The following is a 19751-nucleotide window of genomic DNA, read 5'->3' as shown; positions in this document are numbered from 1 at the left end:
GAACGGCTCGCCGGACACGGTGAAGGAAAGGGCGGACCAAGTCAGAATAGCGCACCCGGGAGAAAGCCTCAAGCCTTTTTTGTGCGGATTTGTCCATTCCCGCGCCGCAGGCGCGGGGTGGCTCCGGTCCCCCGCGCCATTCTTGGATGACAGTCCCGCAAAATACCACGGCGGAGATGTCAAATATGACGGTCCCGCAAAAGTCCCTGGCAGCCCGCGAATCACGTGAACAAGCGCGAATCGGAATCCAATAAATCTAAGAATTTATTAGTTTTATAAATTCGCGCACATTGGCGTTATTCGCGGGATATCTCCTTTTCGCGACTTTTTGCGGGTGCATCAAACATGGCTTGCACAATCCGCCCCAGCAATGGTAAATATCCCTCGAAGGCCCGCGTTCCCTCGCCGAGGACGCGAGAGAAATTCTTGGGCGGGCCGAAAAACCCATGAAACGCGTCGGGCTGGTGGGCAGCTTGCTTTTCGCTTCCGGGCTCTGCGCCCTGGTATACCAGGTCGCCTGGCTCCGGGAGTTCCGGTTGATCTTCGGCGCTTCCACCGCGTCGTCGGCCGCCGTCCTCGCCCTCTTCATGGGCGGGCTGGGCATGGGGGGCTGGGCCCTTGGCCGGAGGGCCGACCGCCACCCTTCCCCGCTGGCGTTCTACGGGCGGCTGGAGCTGATCGTGGCCGCCTCCGCCGCCGTTTCCCCCCTGCTGGTCCTCGCGGTCCGCGCCCTCTACCTGGCCACGGGAGGGGTCGACGCCATGGGGCTCACCCTGGCCACGGCCGTGAGGATCCTGCTGTCCGCCGCCGTGCTGGGCGTCCCCACCTTTTTCATGGGCGGGACGTTCCCGGCCGCGGCCCGCGCCGTGGAGGACGCCGGGGACATCGGCCGGCGGCGGCTGGCCGTGCTCTACGGGGGGAACACCCTGGGCGCCGTGGCCGGTTCGGGGCTGTGCACTTTCCTTCTCCTGGAGACCCTGGGGATCCACCGAACCCTCTGGGTGGCATCCCTGGTCAATCTCCTCGTCGCCTTCGCGGCCATCCGCCTGTCGACCCGGCTGCCGGCGCCCCTCCCCCGCCCCCGGGAAGCCCCGCTTCTCCCCGAGAGCCTCCCCGCCCCCCCGGCCACGGGTTCGCCCCGTCCAGCGGCCCGCCGCATCCGGTTCGCGGCCATCCTCGTCGCCGCCGGCTTGACGGGTTTCGTGTTCTTCCTCATGGAGCTGGTCTGGTACCGGATGCTGGCGCCCATCCTGGGCGGCTCGGTTTACACCTTCGGCACGATCCTCCTGGTGGCCCTCTTCGGCATCGGCGCGGGGGGGATCCTCAACGGCCTGTTCTCGCCCCCCGGCAGGCGTCCCCGGTGGACGGCTTTCGCCCTCACCTGCGTGGCGGAAGGGTGCTTCCTCGCCCTGCCGCTCGCGCTGGGGGACAACCTGGCGGTCTTCACCTCGCTGCTCGGCCCCCTGGGCAGTGCCGGTTTCACCCTGAAGTGCCTGACCTGGGTCATCGTGGCCGGGATCGTCGTGCTGCCGGCTTCCATCGTGGCCGGGATCCAGTTCCCCCTGCTCATCGCCCTGCTCGGGCGGGGCGAGGAGGACGTGGGCCGCCAGACGGGGCTGGTGGGCCTGTGCAACACCCTGGGGGCCATCACCGGCTCCCTGGCCGGCGGTTTCGGGCTTCTCCCCCTGCTGGGCGCCGTCTCGTTGTGGCGCCTGTCCTGTATCCTGCTGGTTCTCATGGGAGTCGTCGGGGCCGCATACGCCCTGGTCTCCAACGGTCGCCGAAAGGTTGTTCCCCTCTTCGCCGCCGCGCTCGGGGCGGTCGCCCTGGCGCTGGCGCTGGGTTTCCAGGGCCCCTCAAGCCCGTGGAGGCACCGCGGGATCGGGATCGGGCGGGCGGAGCTTTCGGGGAAGGACGGGAACCAGGTCCAGGCCTGGGTCCACGAAGCCCGGCGGGTGCTCCTGTGGGAGGCCGACGGTGTGGAGAGCAGCATCGGGCTCCTCGCCGAGAACGGCCTCGCCTTCGTGGTCAACGGCAAGATCGACGGGAACAGCATCGGCGACGCCACCACCCAGGTCATGGCGGGCCTGGTCTCCGGGGCCCTCCACCCGGGCCCCCGGCGGGCGGCCGTGATCGGGCTGGGGACCGGTTCCTCGGTGGGGTGGCTGGCCCGAATCCCCACCATGACCCGGGTGGACGTCATCGAACTGGAGCCCGCCGTCCTGGAGGTGGCCCGGCGGTGCGGACCGGTCAACCAGAGGGCCCTGGAGAACCCCCGGGTCAGGGTCCTCATCAACGACGCCCGGGAGGTGCTGCTCACGTCCGCGGAACAGTACGACCTGGTGGTGTCGGAACCGTCGAACCCCTACCGAGCGGGGGTTGCGAGCCTGTACACGCTCGAGTTCTACCGGGCCGTCGATCGGGTGCTGGCGCCGGGCGGGATCTTCACCCAGTGGGTGCAGGCCTACGAGGTGGACGCCCAGACGATCCGCACCATCCTGGCCACCCTCCGGGCCGTTTTCCCCTGCCTGGAGATCTGGCAGACCAACTCCTACGACCTCCTGATCCTCGCTTCCCGAACCCCGCAGGTCCTCGACACCACGGCCCTCCGGGCCCGCCTTCGGGAGGAGCCTTTCCGGACGGCCCTCCGGAAGGTCTGGAGGGTGTCCGACCTGGAGGGCTTCCTCTCCCGTTTCGTCGCCGGCCGCGCGCTCGCCGAGACCATCGCGAAGCAGGAAGGCGAGTGGCTGAACACGGACGACTGCATGCGGGTCGAGTACGGGTTCGCGCGGACGGCAGGCCGCCGCGAACTCCTCACCATCGCGGAGATCCGGCGGGCCGCCGCGGGCCTCGGCTGTGCACGGCCCGCACTCGCGGGCCCCCCCGTCGACTGGGAGCAGGTCGACCTGATTCGCGACCTGAACACGACCCTTCCGGAAAGCCACGAACTCGCGAGCTGCCGGGAGGAGAACCGGGCCTACGTTCACGCCCTCCAGGCCGGCGACTTTCCCCGGGCCGCCGCCGCCTGGCGCGCACTCGGGCGCGAGCCGTCGACGGACATGGAACTGGCCCTGGTCGCCGAGGCCCTGGCCGCCGAAGGGGACCCCGGGTCCCTGGAACTGGCGGGCCGCCTGCGGGGCGAACACCCGCTGGAAGCCGGGGCGGTGGCGGCCCGGTACTGCCTTCGCACCGGGGACCGGGCCCGGGCAACAGCCTTCATGGCTTCGGTTTTGCGAGGGTACCATTCCGACCCGTGGGCCGCCACCACCCTCATGGGGCGGTTCCTCCGGCTGGTGTGGGAGACGGGGGGGAAAGACCCGGCGGTGGTGGAGGCGCTCGAGCCGCTTCTGGCGTCCCCCTTCTGCATGTGGGCCCAGGACGTCCTCCGGTTGCGAATCCACCTGGATTTCGCCTTCAAACGGGGCCCTGCGGCGGCAATCCCGGCCCTGGCGGCCGTCGAGCCCCACGTCCCCTGGGACTTCCCGACTCTCCGGTCCCGTGCCGAGGTCTACCGGCGGTGCAATCACCCCCTGGCCGCCCGGGCGCAGGCCGACCTCGAGGCCTTCCTCTCACGGCTTCCGAACCGGTTCGAGGACTGGTTCCACACCGAGGAAGCCTCTCAGGTGCGCAACACGGCCGCCCCCGTTCTCCGGATCCCGTAAAGCTGAAAGATGGGGACCCCGTCGACGCACTCCTGCCAGAGCAGGTAGAGGTCCAGGCCGGGTGGGATCGTGCGGGGCAGGTGCTCCATCCAGAACCGCGTGCTGGGCCTGCCATAGACGGCCACGAAGTGGATCCCCGTCGGCACGAGGGTCGGAAGGAAACGCAGCCGCCCCTCCTCGTTGAGCATCACCATCAGGAGCGGCTGGTAAGGGAAGACGAAGTAAACGCCGCGCCCGGCACAGTCGGTGTTCAGGCGTTCGATCAGGCCGGGCCCCACCACGTCCATCAGGTAGGAGACCTCCAGGCCCTTCCGTTCCGCCCCCCTCACGCCGCCCACGATTTCGTTGTAGTAGGAGAGTTCGTGCGGGTGGTAGGTGGCGAAGGCGCTCCCGACCCGGAACACCCCGACGGCGAGGGCAACGGTGAGGGCGACGGCGAGGGCCCGTTTCCGCAGGCCCGCCCGGCTTTCACGGACGAACCGGTACAGCCGTTCGGCGCCCCAGGCCATGATCACGGCCAGGAGCGGGTAACCGGGCAGGAGATAGCGCTCGCTGTCGTGCATGGGGCTGACGGGAAGCAGCATGAAGAAGACCATGAAGAATCCCATGACGACGATGGGGAGCTTCTTCCGCCACTCGGGGCGCCGCCACCACGGCGTCATCGCCAGGCCGGCGAGCAGCAGGCCCAGGTGAAGAAGCGGCGTGGTGACCCCCACCATCACGAAGGGGTACGGCCAGGGGCCCCGGTTCGTGTAGACCGTTCCGAAATACTGGAGCGAGATGGGGGTCCACTGGCTGCGGGTCAGGGACTGGTGCAGAAATTCCGACAGGCGCCCGAAGGGGTCGAACCAGTAATCCGGGTTCAGCAGGTAGAACACGAGGGCGGCCCCGGCCAGGACCACGGCCAGCCGGGGGATCGCCCGGCGCCAGGGAAGGTCCCCCGAAACCAGCAGAAGGGCGACCAGCACCCCCGACAGGACCCAGCAGGTGAGCTTGACGGACCAGAAAAACCCGAAGAGGGGGCAGAGCAGCCAGAACCAGGGAGTGTGGAAGAACCGGAGCCAGGCCGCCCAGACCAGCAGCAGCGCCCCGATCATGGGCATCTCGGTCACCGCGAAATGGGACTGCGCGAAAAAGCGTGGTTGCGACAACAGGAGGAGGGGGACGAGGAACAGGTAGAGAGGACGGTCCGGGAAGAGGGTCCGGAGAAACAGGAGCAGGGACAGGGAAAAGAACAGCACCACCATGAAACGGTCCTGGTGGAGCGGTTCGGAGACCGACCCGCCCCACAGCCGGTGGGCGGCGACGTTGAGCCACTTCAGCCCCGACGGGTGGACGTTGAACTCGGGGTAGACCTTCCAGAAGCGGTCGATGGACTCCGCCGAGAAGACCCCGTTCAAGGGCTGTTGCAACCACTGCTCGATGCGCCGCGTCGCGAGTTCGTAGATGGGCTCGTCACAGTGAAAGCCGTAGTGGGGAACGGTCCAGAAGAGGACCACCACGAGCACGGCGCACATCCCGAGCGTGAGGAGGGCCCCCGGGCGGTCCCGCGTGATCTCCCTCCAGCGAAGTCCTCCCCCGGCAAATCTCATCCCCGCCTCCCCCCTCCGGGTCGGCGGAAACCAGCAGTGTTTCGTCGGTCACAGGCTTCCGCGGTCTTCACGGGGCGAGAATAGCCGATCACCGGATGAACATCAACCAAAAACGAGTGACGTAATTTGTCATCCGCCGTTGACAATTCACGGAAACCCCGCACCGCCGATCCGCGAAAACCCCGCAACAGGGCCTGTCCGGCGCGGCGGCCCACCCCGGTTATTTTGGCATGTCCTTTGCGATGTCATTCGCGGTTCGTAAGGCAGAGACTAAAATCCCCTAGGAGGTTTTTATGAACAAAAAAGGGTTTTCGTTGATCGAGCTGCTCATCGTCATCGTGATCATCGGCATCATCGCCATCATCGCGGTGCCCAGCCTCTTGGAATCCAAGAAGGCCGCCCAGCACACCGCGACCATCGCGATGCTGCGCAACATCGGCTCCGCCCAGGTGGCCTACTCCTCCAAGATCGGGAACAACGGCAACTATGCTCCCTCCCTGGTTGAGCTGCAGCAGCAGGGCTTCCTGGACAACCGCTTCTCCTCCGCCACCGCCAACATCGATGGGTTCCAGTTCTCCGGCACCGCGGCCGGGGGCCTGTTCTCCATCTCGGCTGTCGGCCAGGGCCCCAATGACGGTTCCTCTTACTACCTCAACCATTCCTTGGTTGTTTTCGATCAAAACGGCAACCCGGTCAACGCCAACTAACGCAAACCGCGTTTAAAAACCAGAGGCGGGCTTTTGCCCGCCTCTTTTTTTCCTCCGCAGCGCCTTCCCGCCGATTCTCAGAGCACGCTCTCCACGTCCTTCAGCTGGACCGCCAGGACCTTCGAGATGCCCGCCTCCTCCATGGTGACGCCGTAGATCGTCTCCGCGATCTCCATGGTGCGCTTGTTGTGGGTGATGATGACGTACTGGGTGTGGGTGCTCATCTCCCGGACCAGCGAGACGAAGCGGTCGATGTTGCTCTCGTCGAGGGGCGCATCCACCTCGTCGAGGATGCAGAAAGGGCTGGGGCGGTACTTGAAGAGCGCCAGCATGAGGGCCAGCGCGGTCAGGGCCTTCTCGCCGCCGGACAGCAGCAGGATGTTCTGAAGTTTCTTTCCCGGGGGCGAGGCGACGATATCGACGCCGCTCTCCAGCACGTTTTCCTCGTCCACCAGCCGCATGTGGGCAACGCCCCCGCCGAACAGGGCCGTGAACATCTCCTGGAAGTTCACGTTGATCCGGTCGAACGTCTCCCGGAACAACCGGACGGAGCGTCGGTCGATCTCCTCGATGGCCTTCCGGGTCGACTCGATGGACTCGGTGATGTCCGTCTCCTGGGCCCGGTGAAAAGTCAGCCGCTCCTCCTCCCGCTCGAATTCCTCCATGGCCGCGAGGTTCACGCTCCCCATCTTCTCCGCCTGGTCGCGGTACCGCTGGTAACGCTCCTGGAGGGCCTCAACGTCCAGCCCCCCGATGTCGGGGTCGTTGTCGGGGCACAGGTTGGACAAGTCGACGTGAAACTCGTTCGCCACGTCGTCCGCCAGGTGGCCCAGGTCGGTGGTGAGGCGAACCCGTTCCATCTCCAGCCGGTTCTTCGCTTCGCGGTGGGTGTCCAGCTCCTTCCGGAATCCCTCGAGGCCGGATTCTTCCTTTTCCAGGGCCGTCCGCAGGGCCCCCACCTCCCGGGCGGCGGCTTCCTCCTGTTTCCCGAGTTCCTCCCGCCGGGCCACGAGTGCCCGGTGCCCCTCGGTGTTGGCGGTCAGCTCCTCCCTCGCCTTCCCCAGGCGGTCCTCGATCCCGGTGCGCTCCTCGCCGAGCTTGCCCTGGCGGGCCGCCAGTTCCTCGAGGGTTTGGACGAGCTGGCGCTGTTCCGAAATCGCGGAGGCCATCCGCTCGCGGGCCGTCCCGTGTTCCGCCCGGGCGTCGGCCAGTTCCCGGCTGAACACCGCCAGTTCCTCCCGCAGCCGGACGATCTCGGCCCCACTCCGCTCGTACTCTTCCCGACCGGCGGCCCCGGCCGCCTCCATGGCCAGGATCCCCTCGCGGACCCGGCGGAGTTCCTCCCGGATGCGCCCCTGGTCGGCCAGCACCGCACCCAGTTCCGCCTCGCCGGTCCGGGCCAGGTTTGCCTGCCGCCGGTGCTCCTCCGCCTTCCGGCGGATTTCCTCCTGGACTTTCATCCGGCTGATCCCGTACTCGTGGAGTTCATCCTCCCGCTCGGCCAGCTGCTCCTCGAGCGCATCGATCCGTCCGCCCAGCGCTTCCGTCTCGGCCCGCAGACCGTCCAGGTGCTTTTCGGCCTGGAAGAGTTTCTGCTGGAGTTCCTTTTTCTCCCGCCGGAACCCGAGGACCCCCTTTCCGGACAGGGCGCCGAAGACCGTCACGCGACCCGCCCCCGTCACCGCCGCACCGTCCAGGGACAGGCAGGTGATCCCCGGGCAGGATTTCACCGTCTCCAGCGCCGTATCCAGGTCCGGGACGAGCCAGACCTCGTCGATGTCGGGAAAGACCCGCCGCAGGAGCGTTTCGCCGCGGCTGTCGGGTTGAAGGGCATCCAGGAGCCGGCCCTTGACCGCGGCAGCGGGCGGCACGGACGCCGGCGTCCCCCGGGGCGTGGCCGTGAAACCGTTTTCCCCGAGGACGAACCGGAACACGCCGCCCTTGTTGTCCCGGACGAAGTCGATGCCTTGTTTCAACAGTTCGGGGGTGTTCACCACCAGGGTTTCCAGGTCCTCCCGAAGGAAGCCCTCCATCACCGGGTCGAAGTTCTCACCGGCTTCAAGGTGGTCGGCGACCGTGCCCAGGTACGAGGGATGCCCGGCGATCCGGGGAAGGAATTTCTTCACGGTGTCCGAGTAAAGCTCGTTCCGGGCCTCGAGTTCCTCGATGGCCCTCAGGCGGATCCGGACGGCGGCCGCCTCCTGTTCGCCCTCGTTCCGCCGCGCCTCCAGGTCCGAACACCGGGCGTTGAGAATCGACAGTTCCTCCTCCTGGAGCCCCTTGTCGTTTTCCAGTTCCTCCAGCTTCGCCTGGAGGGTTCCGAGCGTGTCCTCGAGGCCCGAAAGCTCCCCGTCCAGCTGGCGGACCGCGGCACGGTGCCCCTCCAGCGTGCCCTCCAGGCGGACCCGTTCCTTCTCCACCCAGCGTTCCTGCTCCAGGAACTTCGTCTCCGTGTTGCGGAGGTTGGACATCTGCCCCGCGTCTTCGAAAACGCGGGCCCGGAGCGTTTCCAGCTCCCGCTCCCGGACCTCCAGTTCCCGGCTCTTCAGGGCGTGGCGCTCCTCCATGACCTTGAGCCGGCCCTCGGCGTCCGCCTGGCGGGCCTGCAGGTCCGCCGACAGCCGCTTCACCTCCCCGAGGCGCTCCTCCCGGCTCGCCCGGCGATCGGCGATCTCTTCCAGCTCGCGCGCGATGGTCTGCGACCGCCGGGCCAGGTCCTCCAGCTGGTTGTTCAGGTGGCTGTTGGAAAGGGTGATCCGCTGGATTTCGAACTGGGCGTCGTTGACGTCGTCCTGGACGCGGCGGAGGTCCTTCTCCTGCGCAAAGAGTTCGACCTTCCGGCGGTTGATGGCTTCACCCCGCTCCTGGAGGGCGTGGGCGGACCGGGCCAGGTTCGCCTCCACGGCGGCAATGCCGCCGGCGAGTTCCTGGAGGGCGGCCGTGTACCGGTCCCGGAGCTGGACGAAACGCGCCTTGAGGAAAACCCGCATGCGGTCCCGAACGTAACGATACCGCCGAGCTTTCTGGACCTGCACCCGGAGGGACTTCAGGTTGCGCTCGATCTCGAAGATGATGTCGCGGATGCGCAGGAGGTTCCGGCCCGCGCTCTCCAGCTTCACGAGGGCGGATTTCTTGCGGTGCTTGAAGGAGATGACCCGCGCGGCCTCCTCGATGAGCGCCCGCTTCTCGAGGGGCTTGGAGCTGATGATGTCCTGGATCCTGCCCTGCTCGATGATGGCGTAGGACGTGTAGCCGAGCCCCGTCCCCTCGAAGGTCTCCTGGATGTCCATCAGGCGGCAGCGGCGCCCGTTCAGGAAGTACTCCCCCGCCCCGTCCCGGTACAACCGCCGGCAGATCTCGATGTCCTCCCGGGAGAGGCACTCCTCTTCCGGTTCGTCCCCGGGGATGTGTTTCAACCGGAGGGTGACGTCCGCCAGGCTGACCGGGCCGTAGCGCTGGGTCCCGTTGAAGATGACGTCGTCCATCCGGGACCCGCGCAGCACCTTGGCACTCTGCTCGCCCATGACCCAGAGAAAGGCGTCGCAGATGTTGCTTTTCCCACATCCGTTGGGGCCGACGATCGCCGAAATGCCCCCGGAAAAAGACACCTTCACCTTGTTCCGGAAGGATTTGAAACCCGAGATTTCAAGGCTTTCTACGCGGTGCATGAACAGGGTACCGTGAAAGGAATCCGAATCGAAAAGAGGAATTGTACCCTAATTCACCGGCGCAGGCAAATCCGTTTTGGGGGCTTCGAGCGGGATGGGCAACTCGGTGAGGAAGAAGTTGACGATGAGCTCGTCATAACGCTGGATCTCGTCCCCGTACACCAGGGTGTCGCGGGGGGCGGGCGTGGCCGCTTCGTACTTCTTGCAATTGAGGAACGCTTCCAGTTTCTTGGTCTCTGCGGAAAGCGGCTGGTTCGGGGGGCCGACCAGGAACAGGACGGCCTTGTCGGAGAGGTCGTTCGCACGAATCGGCGGGGTCGATGGGGTCCCCATGAAATAGACGTCGAAGAAGAGGGAAACCACGCCGTACACGATGGAACTCTTCATGCCGAGGATGGCTTCCACGCGCCCCCGGAGGAAGGCCGGAACGTTGCCATAGACGGAGTCGAGGGCCATCGCCTTGATGGCCGGGTTGCCCCGGGCGGCGATCATGGAGGCATAAGCGCCCATGGAGATCCCGAAGACGCCCATCTGGGGGTAATCCACCCATTTTTCCCGCTGGGCGGTCTCGATGGCCCTCTTCAGGTCCTCGGCCTCCCGATAGCCCAGGGAGGAGATGGTGTACGTGGTCCCGCCGTGGCCGCGGAAATTGAACATCATCAGATTGTAGCCCGCGTCCATCAGCCGGCGGGCCAGGTTGAGGAGGCGGCTCCGGTTGCTGTCACGGCCGTAACCGTGGCAGAGGAAGATCAGGGGGGCGCGCTTGTCCTTGACGATGAGCCAGCCGCTCTGGGTCTCCCCCTTGTACCCCGTCCATTCCACCGTTTTCGTCGGGAGGTAGTACAACTCGGGCTTGACGGTCTCCTCCATGTTGCCGGGGCGGAGGACCGAAACCAGGATCATCACGGCCGTCACGGTGAGCAGGGCGAGCACGGTCAGCAGGATGGGGATCAGGAGACGGATGATGATGAACACCGTGAAGTAGCGTCTTTTGATGTTCCTGTAGAAACGTTTGAACTGGTTGAGATAACCCATGGTCCCTCTCTGCAGGTCAACGGAACGGCCCGCTCTGCATCGGCCCCATGCCAGCGGGTGCAGATTAGAGCATCCCCAGTATATGCAAGGATTCATCAAATGTCAAAATATTCTTTGTCGAATCCGGTGAAGGAAATTACAGCCGATCCCTTCGCCCGGGTGTAAAATAAGGGCTTGTCCGCCGCCGGACCACCCCCCGAACGGAGCCGAGCATGATCATCGACCTGCGAAGCGACACCCTGACCCAGCCCACCGAGGCCATGCGCCGGGCCATGGCGGAGGCGCGGGTCGGCGACGACGTCTACGGCGAGGACCCCACCCTCAACACCCTCCAGGAGCGCGCGGCGGAACTGATGGGGAAGGAGGCGTCCCTGTTCTTCCCCACGGGATCCATGGGCAACCTGGCCGCCCTGCTCTGCCACACCACGCCCGGCAGCGAGGTCATCGTGGAGGCCTCCTCCCACATCTACAACTACGAACTGGCGTCCCTCGCCCTGGTCGGGGGCCTTCTTCCCCGGGTGGTCCCGGGAACCCGGGGCCGCATGGACCCCGCCGCGATCCGGGAGGCGGTCCCCGAGAAGGTCTACTACCGCTCGCCGGCGTCCCTGGTCTGCGTGGAGAACACCCACAACCTCGCCGGCGGCGCCGTACTCGACCTCGCCTACCTCGACGCGGTCCGCGAGACGGCGGACGCCCTGGGGCTGCCGGTCCACCTGGACGGGGCCCGGATCTTCAACGCCGCCGTCAGCCTGGGAGTCGGGGCGGCCGACATCGCCCGCCGGGCGGACTCCGTCATGTTCTGCCTCTCCAAGGGCCTCTGCGCCCCCGTGGGCTCCCTGCTGGCCGGCAGCCGCGACCTGGTGGAGCACGCCCGGGTGCACCGCAAGCGGCTCGGCGGGGGGATGCGGCAGGCCGGCGTCCTCGCGGCGGCCGGCCTGGTCGCCCTCGAGACCCTCCCGCCCCTCCTGGCCCAGGACCACGAGAAGGTCCGAAGGATCGCCGACTTCCTCTCCCGGTACGACTTCATCCGCTTCGACCCCGAGACGGTGAAGACCAACATCCTCGTCTTCGAGGTCCGGCACCCCCGCAGGACTTCCCGGGACCTGGCGGACCAGCTCCGGGAGCACGGGGTCCGGTGCGGGACCTTCGGGGAGCGCATCCGCTTCGTCACCTACCGGGACATCGACACCGCCCAGATCGACCGCCTCCTCGAGATCCTCGCAGACCTCTTCCGGTCCCGCTTCTGACGCCCCCCGGCATGACGCCCGACACCCGAGCCCGCACCCCGCACCCTCCCGGCGGGCCGCCCGCTGCTGATACCTCACGCCGGAGGGATGGCCGGGCCCGTCTCCGGAAGATCACCGGGGCCGGTCCCGGCGAAGGTCCGGCCCCGTGCGGGCCTCCCCGCGTCGCCCGCCGGGTCGTCCTCGCCGCCGCCCTGCTCGGCCTGGGGGCCCTCCTCGCCGGCTGCGCGCCGGACACTGGTCCGTCCCGGCAGGGCCCCGAGGGGAAAACGCGACGGGGCCGTACTTCGCCGCACCGCGTGGAGGCGTCGCCCAAGGTGCAGGACGGCGAGGCGCTGAGGGGAAAGGTGACCCGGGTCATCGACGGCGACACCGTCGAGGTCCTCGTGGAGCGCCGGCCGCTCCGTGTCCGCCTCCACGGGGTCGATTGCCCCGAGAAAGGGCAGGCCTTCGGCACCCGGGCGAAGCAGGAAACGTCACGGCTCTGCTTCGGCCTCGACGTCGTGGTGGTTCCCCGCGACCGTGACGCCTACGGCCGGACCGTCGCCGACGTGGTCCTTCCCGACGGCCGGGTGCTCAACCGGGAACTCGTCCGGGCAGGAATGGCCGTCTGGTACCGGAAGTACGCCGACGACCCCGAACTGGAGAGACTGGAGCGCGAGGCCCGGGCGGCCCGTCGGGGGTTGTGGTCCCAGGCGAACCCGGAGGCACCCGCCGCCTGGCGGAAGGCCCACGGCATCGGCCGGGCCGCGAAACCGCCGCGGTGAGGGTCAGGCTGTAGGCTATGGGCTGTAGGTCCGGAGGGGTTCCCGTCGGTATCGGTATCGCTATCGGTATCGCTATCGGTATCGCAATCGCTGTCGCTATCGCAATCGCTGTCGCTGTCGCAACCGGGAACGCAGTCGCAACCGCGATCGGCGGCCCCCCTGGCCGCGGCAGCCCGCAGCGCTCGATCTTCTCCCGTCCCTGAGGAGTGCGGCGCGAAGGCTGCCGGAGCGCCGCTTTGACCGCGCCGCGCAGGCCGCCGGAGCGGCGCGTTCCCAACGTGACCCATTCGCTTCAATGAAACACAACCGCCCTGGCACAAGGCGGAGGGACCCGAGCCTCTCGCCGGCATGAAGGCGCCGTGATGAAACCGGGGCGCGAAGGGATCAAAGGACCAAAGGGACAGTCCAAACCGACGGGGCAGACGGCGATGAAGGGGTATGCCACAAACGAAGGTGCCATAGCGGTCTCCCTTTGCGGTCTTCGCGCCTTGGCGAGAGGCGATCCGGATCTGGATCTCGCCAGGGCGCCAAGCTCGCGAAGAAAAGCGGAGCGCCAGGGGTGCGGCCAGGGGGCGTGAAAGCTCGTCAAGTCAGGTCCGGAGGCTCCGGGGGAAGAATCGGGCGGCAAGGGCGTAGAAGACGGCCGCCATCCCGGCGAGGACCGCCACGTGCTGCACGATGTCGGGGAGGTCGCCGCCGAAGGAGTAGATCCGGTGAAAGGCGTCCATGGCCCAGCCGGTGGGGAAGAGGAAGGCGACGGTCCGCATGACGGGCGTCACCACCTCCAACGGCCACCAGCACCCGCCGAGGGCGCTCATCACCAGGGTGAGCAGGATCGAGACGCCGGTGGCCCAGGCGTGGTCCTTGACCAGGGTGGCCAGGAGGAGGGACAGGGCGGCGGCGGCGGCGGAGTAGGCGATCATCAGCACCGCGATCCCGAGGAAGGACCCCAGGTCGATGCCGAAGAAGAGGCGTCCCGCCAGGAAGAGCACCACGACCTGGAGCAGGCCCATCCCGATGCGGCTGCAGAGTTTCACCGCCAGGAGGCCCGCGGCGGAGACCGGCCCCACCGAGGCCCGGCGCAGGATGCCCTTGTCGCGCTCCTCCACCAGCAGGTTGGTCCCGTAGATCGCCAGGCACATGAGGACGAACTGGACCACCATGGCGGGGATCGTCTGGTTGAACCCGGTCGGGAACTGGGCCCGGCGACCGGCCAGGGACTCGCTCACGGTCACGCGGGGCTTCCCGGCGGCGATCCGGGCGTAACGGGAGGCGTCCGCCGCGGTCGAGTCCGGGGCGGCCGACGCCGTCGAGGGGGTCCCGGAGGCCGGGGGAGCTTCGGCGGAAGGCGCGGCGGGGGACGCTTGGCCGACACCGGGTGACGGCGAGGGGGCGGGAACCGCTTCGGTTTCCATCAGGCAGAGGTTCCCGATCAGCTTGAACACCGCCAGTTGGAGACGGGATTCCGCCGCCGCCCCGCGCTGCGTGTCGCCGGAAGGGTCCTTGTACCACTTCAGGGTCGTCGGCCTGCCCGCCAGAACGTCCCGGGCGAAACCTTGGGGGATCTCGACGCCCCGGGGCTTCCACTCGCCGGCCTTCCACTGCCCCGGGGTCCTGGCCTCGATGACGAAGCCGTCGGACGCCAGGGACGCGACCAGGGACCGGGACAGGAACGACCCGTCCCGGTCCAGCACGTTCAGGGCGGTCTTGGTCGGCCCGCCGCCCCGGAACGCGAGCCCGAAGAAGAAGGCGAAGAGGAGCGGCATGGCGAAGAACCAGAGGTAGGCCCCCCCGGAGCGGAGGATCACGCGGACTTCGGTGAGGACGAGGCCGGGCAGTTTCACCGGGACACCCCCGCCATCAACCGTCGGCCCAGGATGCGGGTCCCGGCCATCAGGGTCAGGAGGCTGATCCCCATCAGCACCCCGGTGTCGAGGAGCGCCCGCCCGGGGTCGATGTTCCCCGAGAGCCCGCCCCGCAGCAGGTCGATACTCCAGTAGTTCACCGTGGCCCGGGCCGGGTGGATGAAGAAATCGGGGAGCGACTCGATGGGGAAGTAAGAGCCTCCCACCATGCACATGACCACGATGATGATGGAGGTGACGGCCTCGGAGCGCCCCACCCCGGAGACGAGGCAGTACACGAGGGCCATGATCCCCGTGCAGGCCGCGGCGGAGACCAGCCCACCCGCCAGGTAGAGCCACGGGAGGCGGGGGCGCATCCCGAAGAGGGCGACGCCCACGGCGGACATGATGCCGAAGGAGAGGAACGTCAGGAGGAAGGCGTAGGCCAGCTTGGCGCCGAGGACCTCCCCCGGTCCCACCGGTGCGGTGAAAATGCGGCGCAGCCGCCCCGTGTCCATCTCCTCCGCCAGGTCGCGCAGGCAGTGGTTGGCGATGAACAGCAGCCCCATGAGCGCCATGCCGGGCAGGAAGAGGGCGAAGTAGTTGAGGTCCCCGGCGCCCTGCTTCGGCTCCGTCGACCCCACGGTCTCGATCTTCACCACCGGGGGCATGACGTAGCGGTGGACCCTCTCCAGGGAGATCCGCATCGCCGCCGAGACCCCGAGCCACTCCGCCTCGGAGGGGAACGCCTCGCCGTCGCCCAGGGTCCGCATGGCGCGGAGGGGGGCGTTGAGGACCCGGGCCCCGTAGTCCGCCAGGACGGCGACGGATTTCACGATGTCCGCCGCCACCTCCGGCAGGATGCTCTCGGAGGGGTTCTTGATCAACCGGAGGCTGACGGGCCGGCCTTCCAGGAGGTCGTCGCCGAAGCCCCTGGGGACGATCAGCATGGCCGAGGCCTTCCCCTCGTTCATCAGGGCCCGGCCGGTCGGCGTGTCCGTCTTCTGGAGGTCCACCATCTTCGCCAGGTCTCCCTGGGTGAAGGAAGACTGGATGAACTGCGAGGCGAAGCTGCCGTCCTCGTCGGACAGGAGCAGCTTGAAACGGATGACGTCCCCGCCCCGGGACGGCGAGAAGACCACCCCGAAGATCATGGCGATTGCCAGGGGGATCGCCATCTGGAGCAGGATGCCGGCCGGCGCCCGGAGGCTGCGCCGGACGTCTTTCCGGATCAGGTTGCCGAACTGTGTCATCCGAAACGACCTTTCACGGGAATTCGTGCTCCGGCGGACGCACGGGCGCCGTTCAGTCGCGGAGTTCCTTGCCCGTCAGCTTGATGAACAGGCTCTCCAGGCTGGGGTCTTTCACCGAGATGTCATCGACGGGGACCCCGGCCTCGAACATCGACTTGATCAGGGCGGCCGACTGGTCGTTGCCCCGGACGAGCAGCAGGCAGCGCCCGTCCTCGAGCGTGACGGGGGCGACGTCGGGGTGCGCGGAGAGGATTTCCCCGACGCGGGTCGCGGTGAAGTGGCCGCGGAAGAACAGCAGCCGCCCCTCCCCCACCAGCCGGATCAGCTCGTCGAGGGTCCCCTCCGCCAGGAGGCGCCCGTGGTCCATGATGCCGATCCGCCGGCAGAGCTTCTCCGCCTCTTCCAGCATGTGGGTGGTGTACAGGACCGCCGCGCCGGAGGCCGCCGCGTCCCGGACGATGTCGAGGATGTGGAGCCTTGCCTGGGGGTCGATCCCGACGGTGGGCTCGTCGAGCAGGAGCAGCCGGGGCTCGTGGAGCAGGGCCGCCGCGAGGTTGATCCTGCGCTTCATCCCGCCGGAGTAGCCCCGGATGGGCTCCTTCGCCCGATCGGCCAACCCCACGCGCTCCAGCACCCGGTCGATGGCGGCGGCGAGCCTGCGGCCGGAGAGCCCGTAGAGGCGACCCCAGAACTGGAGGTTCTCCCTCGCGTTCAGTTCCTCGTAGAGGGCGATGTCCTGGGGGACGAACCCGAGGGAGGCGCGGGCCCGGCGGATGTCCTTGCGGGCATCCTCGCCGTCGATCCGGACAACCCCGGCGTCGGGTCGGGCCAGGCCGCAGACCATGGCGATGGTGGTGGTTTTCCCGGCGCCGTTGGGGCCGAGCAGGCCGTAGATCTCCCCCGGCTCCACCGCGAGGGAGAGGCCGTCCACGGCCGTCAGGTCGCCGTAGCTTTTCCGGAGGTTCTCGATCCGGAGCACGGGGTCAGACCTGCTCCACCGACTTCACTTCGGGGATTTCCTGCTTGAGCCGGGCCTCGATGCCCCGCTTGAGGGTCAGGGTCGCCATGGGGCAGCACCCGCAGGCCCCCTTGAGCTTCACGTAAACCGTGCCGTCGTCCTTCACGTCCACCAGTTCCACGTCACCGCCGTCGGCCTGAAGGAAAACGCGGGTCTTTTCCAGTTCCTGTTCCACCTTCGCTCGCAGATCCATGGGTCACTCCTGTTCGGAAATTCGGGCGGATGATACCGCACATCCGCGCACGTTGCAACGACATTCGATGCGCGGAGGGACGGGGGGATCCCCCGGCGGGGCGCGATTCACCGCCCCGGACGCTTCGATTGGCCTTGCACAACCGGGAGGGTTTGGCTATCATACGCCATCCCTCGACGGGCACGGCAGCGGTCAAGGACGGCCGTCGGCGAGGGGGGTTCGCGCTGAACGGGGGGAGGGCCCAACGCATGCCCAGGTCACCGAAGGATTACTTTCCCGTCGAGAAGTTCGTCGATTTCCGGGAGATGCTCATCAACAGCCGGGAGAAGTGGGGCCCGAAGACCGCCCTGATGGAGAAGGTCGAGGGCGAGTGGGCCCGGGTCTCCTACAACCAGCTCTTCTACGAGGTCATGGCCCTGGGGGCCGGCCTGCTCAAGCTCGGGATGAAGCGTCAGGCCCACGTGGCCTTCGCCTCGGAGAACCGGGCCCGCTGGGGGATGACCTACCTGGCGGTCGCCTGCGGGAACGCCGTCTGCGTCCCCATCGACCGGGAACTCAAGAGCCAGGAGTTCTTCCACATCCTCTACACCACCGAGACCGAGATCTTCGTCGGGTCCCAGAAGTTCGTGGACATGGTGTGCGACATGCACCGGAAACTGCCCCGGCTGAAGGTCATCATCAACATGGACGACCGGGAGGACAACTCCATCGTCCAATCCTTCTCGAAGGTCCTCGCGGACGGGTGCCGCCTCATCGACGACCAGAAATCCGACTACCCCTTCACCGTCATCGACCCCGGCCTCCCGGTGTCCATCCTGTTCACCTCCGGCACCACGGGCGCGGCCAAGGGCGTCATGCTGAGCCAGAAATCCATCATCGCCGACATCCTCGGCATGCTCCAGGTGGTCTACCTCCGGGAGAAGGAAATCCTGCTCAGCGTGCTGCCCCTTCACCACACCTACGAGTGCACGGCAGGCTTCCTGACGCCGCTGAGCCACGGGATGACCGTCGCCTACGCGGAGAACCTCAAGCGCATCCCCGACAACCTGGTGGAGACCCAGGCCACGGCCATCCTGGGGGTCCCCCTTCTCTTCGAGGCCATCTACAACCGGATCATGGACCGTGTCCGGGAGTCGGGGAAAACCCGCTTCCGCATCGGCATGGGCCTCGCGAACCTCTCCGAGCGCCTCTTCAACGTCGATATCCGGCGCAAGGTCTTCCGGTCCCTCCACGACCGGTTCGGCGGGAAACTGCGGCTGCTCATCAGCGGCGGGGCGGCCATCTCCCCGGAGGTGTCCCGGGGCTTCCGCGAACTGGGCCTGCTCCTGATCCAGGGGTACGGGCTGACGGAGACCTCGCCCGTCATCGCCCTCAACCACATGGATTTCTTCAAGGACGACGCGGCGGGGCTCCCCCTGCCCGGCACGGAGTTCCGGATCATCGACGGGGAGATCTGCGTGAAAGGGCCGGTGGTCATGCTGGGGTACTACCAGAACCCCGAGGCCACCGCGGAGGTCCTCCGCGACGGCTGGCTGCACACGGGCGACCTCGGATACCTGGACGAGGACGGGTTCCTCTTCATCCAGGGCCGCAAAAAAGCCGTGATCGTCACGGCCAACGGGAAGAACATCTACCCCGAGGAGGTGGAGGCCCAGCTCAACCAGAGCCCCTTCATCCTGGAGTCGCTGGTCTGGGAAGGGCCCGAGGCGGACAAGTACTGCGAGGAAGTCCACGCCATCATCGTCCCCGACATCGAGCACTTCGACGAGCACCTCAGCCGGCGCGGCCTGAAGATCTCGGAGGAGGAGGTCGAGAAGGTCCTCAAGGCGGAGGTGAACCGCCTGTGCTCGAAGATGGCCAACTACAAGCGCGTCAAACGGTTCACCATCCAGTGGCAGGAGTTCGAGAAGACCACCACCCGCAAGGTCAAACGTTACCTGTACACCAGCAAGATCCGCCAGGTGGCCTCCTCGAAGCGATAGTGCCGGCGCCTGGGCCCCCGTTCGTGTGGTTCGTGTGGTCCGTGATCCTGATTTCGTGCATTTCGTGTATTTCGTGGTTGAATGTCGTTTCATCCAGTTGGAGAGTAATCATCATGAAACTGGTCGTTGTCGCCTCGTTCGCGGTCCTGATCCTGCTTGTGCCCCTTTCCGCCGCCCCCGGCCGGAAAACGCCGGACCCCATCGGCGGGGAACGCCCCGTCAACGTGCTGGACCACTACCTCCTCCTGCCGGGCGCCATCTTCTCGGAGGCGGAGATCCCCGACCGGGAGAAGGCCATCGTCGTCCGCGACGTCGCGAACGGCTACCTCAAGGTCCAGGGGCACTGGGAGGGTTTCGGCGAGATCGCCCTCTTCCGGATGACCGACCCGCGGCGGCGCCTGCTGGGGGTCACCAAGGCCTCGTGCGGGCCCGCCTGCACCCAGGAGATCCACTTCATGGAGTACTTCAACGGGAGCTGGGTGGAACGGACCAGCCGGATTCTCCCCGAGATTCCGAAGGCGCGCATCGCGGAGCAGTACCGCAAGCTCAAGCACCCCGAAGACCCCGACGACTGGGGGGACGACATCCCGGTCCTCTACCTGCTCCCCCGCACCGGAACCACCATCAAGGTGGTCGTCCAGCCCCAGTTCACGAAGAAGGAAATCGTCCTGTTCGAACTCCGGTTCGACCGCACGGTGTTCAACCTCCACGCCCGCTGAAGGCGGGCTTTCGTGGCCCTTGGCCGCATTCTTTGCGAGCTTTGCGCCTTTGCGAGATCAGGTCCGG

At 67.2% G+C, this 19751-nt stretch carries 13 protein-coding genes; 6 read left to right on the top strand and 7 right to left on the bottom strand.

From position 1 onward, the window contains the following. Positions 1-446: 446 nt before the first annotated feature. A complete protein-coding gene (locus KA419_09665; protein ID MBP7866205.1) occupies positions 447-3662 on the top strand; it encodes a fused MFS/spermidine synthase in 3216 nt (1071 codons plus the stop codon). Here KA419_09665 and KA419_09660 read toward each other — a convergent pair. Further along, positions 3620-5254 (bottom strand): hypothetical protein, encoded by a 1635-nt coding sequence (locus KA419_09660; protein ID MBP7866204.1) that lies wholly within the window; start codon positions 5252-5254, stop codon positions 3620-3622. The genes KA419_09665 and KA419_09660 overlap by 43 nt on opposite strands. 293 nt (positions 5255-5547) lie before the next feature. Between KA419_09660 and KA419_09655 the strand changes: the two genes are divergently transcribed. Continuing rightward, on the top strand, positions 5548-5961 hold the full coding sequence (locus KA419_09655; protein ID MBP7866203.1) for a prepilin-type N-terminal cleavage/methylation domain-containing protein: 414 nt from the start codon (positions 5548-5550) through the stop codon (positions 5959-5961). 77 nt (positions 5962-6038) lie between these two features. On the opposite strand, the gene smc is transcribed toward KA419_09655, so the two are convergent. After that, positions 6039-9629 (bottom strand): chromosome segregation protein SMC, encoded by a 3591-nt coding sequence (gene smc / locus KA419_09650; protein ID MBP7866202.1) that lies wholly within the window; start codon positions 9627-9629, stop codon positions 6039-6041. A 48-nt stretch (positions 9630-9677) separates the two neighbouring features. Then, positions 9678-10664, bottom strand: coding sequence for an alpha/beta fold hydrolase (locus KA419_09645; GenBank protein ID MBP7866201.1), 987 nt, complete (start codon positions 10662-10664; stop codon positions 9678-9680). Positions 10665-10876: 212 nt separating this feature from the next. Here KA419_09645 and KA419_09640 point away from each other — a divergent pair, with 212 nt between their 5' ends. Next, positions 10877-11911 carry an aminotransferase class I/II-fold pyridoxal phosphate-dependent enzyme gene (locus KA419_09640; protein MBP7866200.1) on the top strand — a complete coding sequence of 345 codons (1035 nt, stop codon included), beginning with the start codon at positions 10877-10879 and terminating at the stop codon, positions 11909-11911. A gap of 11 nt (positions 11912-11922) precedes the next feature. Further along, positions 11923-12675 carry a thermonuclease family protein gene (locus KA419_09635; GenBank protein MBP7866199.1) on the top strand — a complete coding sequence of 251 codons (753 nt, stop codon included), beginning with the start codon at positions 11923-11925 and terminating at the stop codon, positions 12673-12675. A gap of 590 nt (positions 12676-13265) precedes the next feature. Here the strand turns inward: KA419_09635 and KA419_09630 are convergent. The 4 genes from KA419_09630 to KA419_09615 are packed head-to-tail and all read right to left on the bottom strand — an operon-like array spanning position 13266 to position 16983. After that, positions 13266-14519 carry an ABC transporter permease gene (locus tag KA419_09630; GenBank protein ID MBP7866198.1) on the bottom strand — a complete coding sequence of 418 codons (1254 nt, stop codon included), beginning with the start codon at positions 14517-14519 and terminating at the stop codon, positions 13266-13268. Then, complete coding sequence (locus KA419_09625; protein ID MBP7866197.1) at positions 14516-15772, bottom strand: ABC transporter permease; 1257 nt, start codon at positions 15770-15772, stop codon at positions 14516-14518. The genes KA419_09630 and KA419_09625 overlap by 4 nt, the downstream gene beginning before the upstream one ends. Positions 15773-15824: 52 nt before the next feature. Then, positions 15825-16751 (bottom strand): ABC transporter ATP-binding protein, encoded by a 927-nt coding sequence (locus KA419_09620; GenBank protein ID MBP7866196.1) that lies wholly within the window; start codon positions 16749-16751, stop codon positions 15825-15827. A gap of 4 nt (positions 16752-16755) precedes the next feature. Beyond that, positions 16756-16983 (bottom strand): NifU family protein, encoded by a 228-nt coding sequence (locus tag KA419_09615; GenBank protein MBP7866195.1) that lies wholly within the window; start codon positions 16981-16983, stop codon positions 16756-16758. Positions 16984-17231: 248 nt separating this feature from the next. On the opposite strand from KA419_09615, the gene KA419_09610 reads away from it, so the two are divergent. After that, positions 17232-18965, top strand: coding sequence for an AMP-binding protein (locus tag KA419_09610; GenBank protein ID MBP7866194.1), 1734 nt, complete (start codon positions 17232-17234; stop codon positions 18963-18965). Positions 18966-19078: 113 nt separating this feature from the next. Further along, a complete protein-coding gene (locus KA419_09605; GenBank protein ID MBP7866193.1) occupies positions 19079-19684 on the top strand; it encodes a hypothetical protein in 606 nt (201 codons plus the stop codon). Positions 19685-19751 lie beyond the last annotated feature (67 nt).

The sequence above is a fragment of the Acidobacteriota bacterium genome, from assembly GCA_018001935.1.
Classification (GTDB): Bacteria; Acidobacteriota; JAAYUB01; order JAAYUB01; family JAAYUB01; genus JAGNHB01.
Note: the sequence above shows the minus strand (reverse complement) of the source record. Positions and strands in the feature narration are given on the sequence as shown.

Bases quoted from the DNA above. Each gene is read 5' to 3' on its own strand.
- KA419_09605 (MBP7866193.1), top strand. From the start codon at position 19,079: ATGAAACTGGTCGTTGTCGCCTCGTTCGCGGTCCTGATCCTGCTTGTG.
- KA419_09610 (MBP7866194.1), top strand. From the start codon at position 17,232: ATGCCCAGGTCACCGAAGGATTACTTTCCCGTCGAGAAGTTCGTCGAT.
- smc (MBP7866202.1), bottom strand. From the start codon at position 9,629: ATGCACCGCGTAGAAAGCCTTGAAATCTCGGGTTTCAAATCCTTCCGG.
- KA419_09660 (MBP7866204.1), bottom strand. From the start codon at position 5,254: ATGAGATTTGCCGGGGGAGGACTTCGCTGGAGGGAGATCACGCGGGAC.
- KA419_09655 (MBP7866203.1), top strand. From the start codon at position 5,548: ATGAACAAAAAAGGGTTTTCGTTGATCGAGCTGCTCATCGTCATCGTG.
- KA419_09635 (MBP7866199.1), top strand. From the start codon at position 11,923: ATGACGCCCGACACCCGAGCCCGCACCCCGCACCCTCCCGGCGGGCCG.
- KA419_09640 (MBP7866200.1), top strand. From the start codon at position 10,877: ATGATCATCGACCTGCGAAGCGACACCCTGACCCAGCCCACCGAGGCC.
- KA419_09615 (MBP7866195.1), bottom strand. From the start codon at position 16,983: ATGGATCTGCGAGCGAAGGTGGAACAGGAACTGGAAAAGACCCGCGTT.
- KA419_09665 (MBP7866205.1), top strand. From the start codon at position 447: ATGAAACGCGTCGGGCTGGTGGGCAGCTTGCTTTTCGCTTCCGGGCTC.
- KA419_09625 (MBP7866197.1), bottom strand. From the start codon at position 15,772: ATGACACAGTTCGGCAACCTGATCCGGAAAGACGTCCGGCGCAGCCTC.
- KA419_09645 (MBP7866201.1), bottom strand. From the start codon at position 10,664: ATGGGTTATCTCAACCAGTTCAAACGTTTCTACAGGAACATCAAAAGA.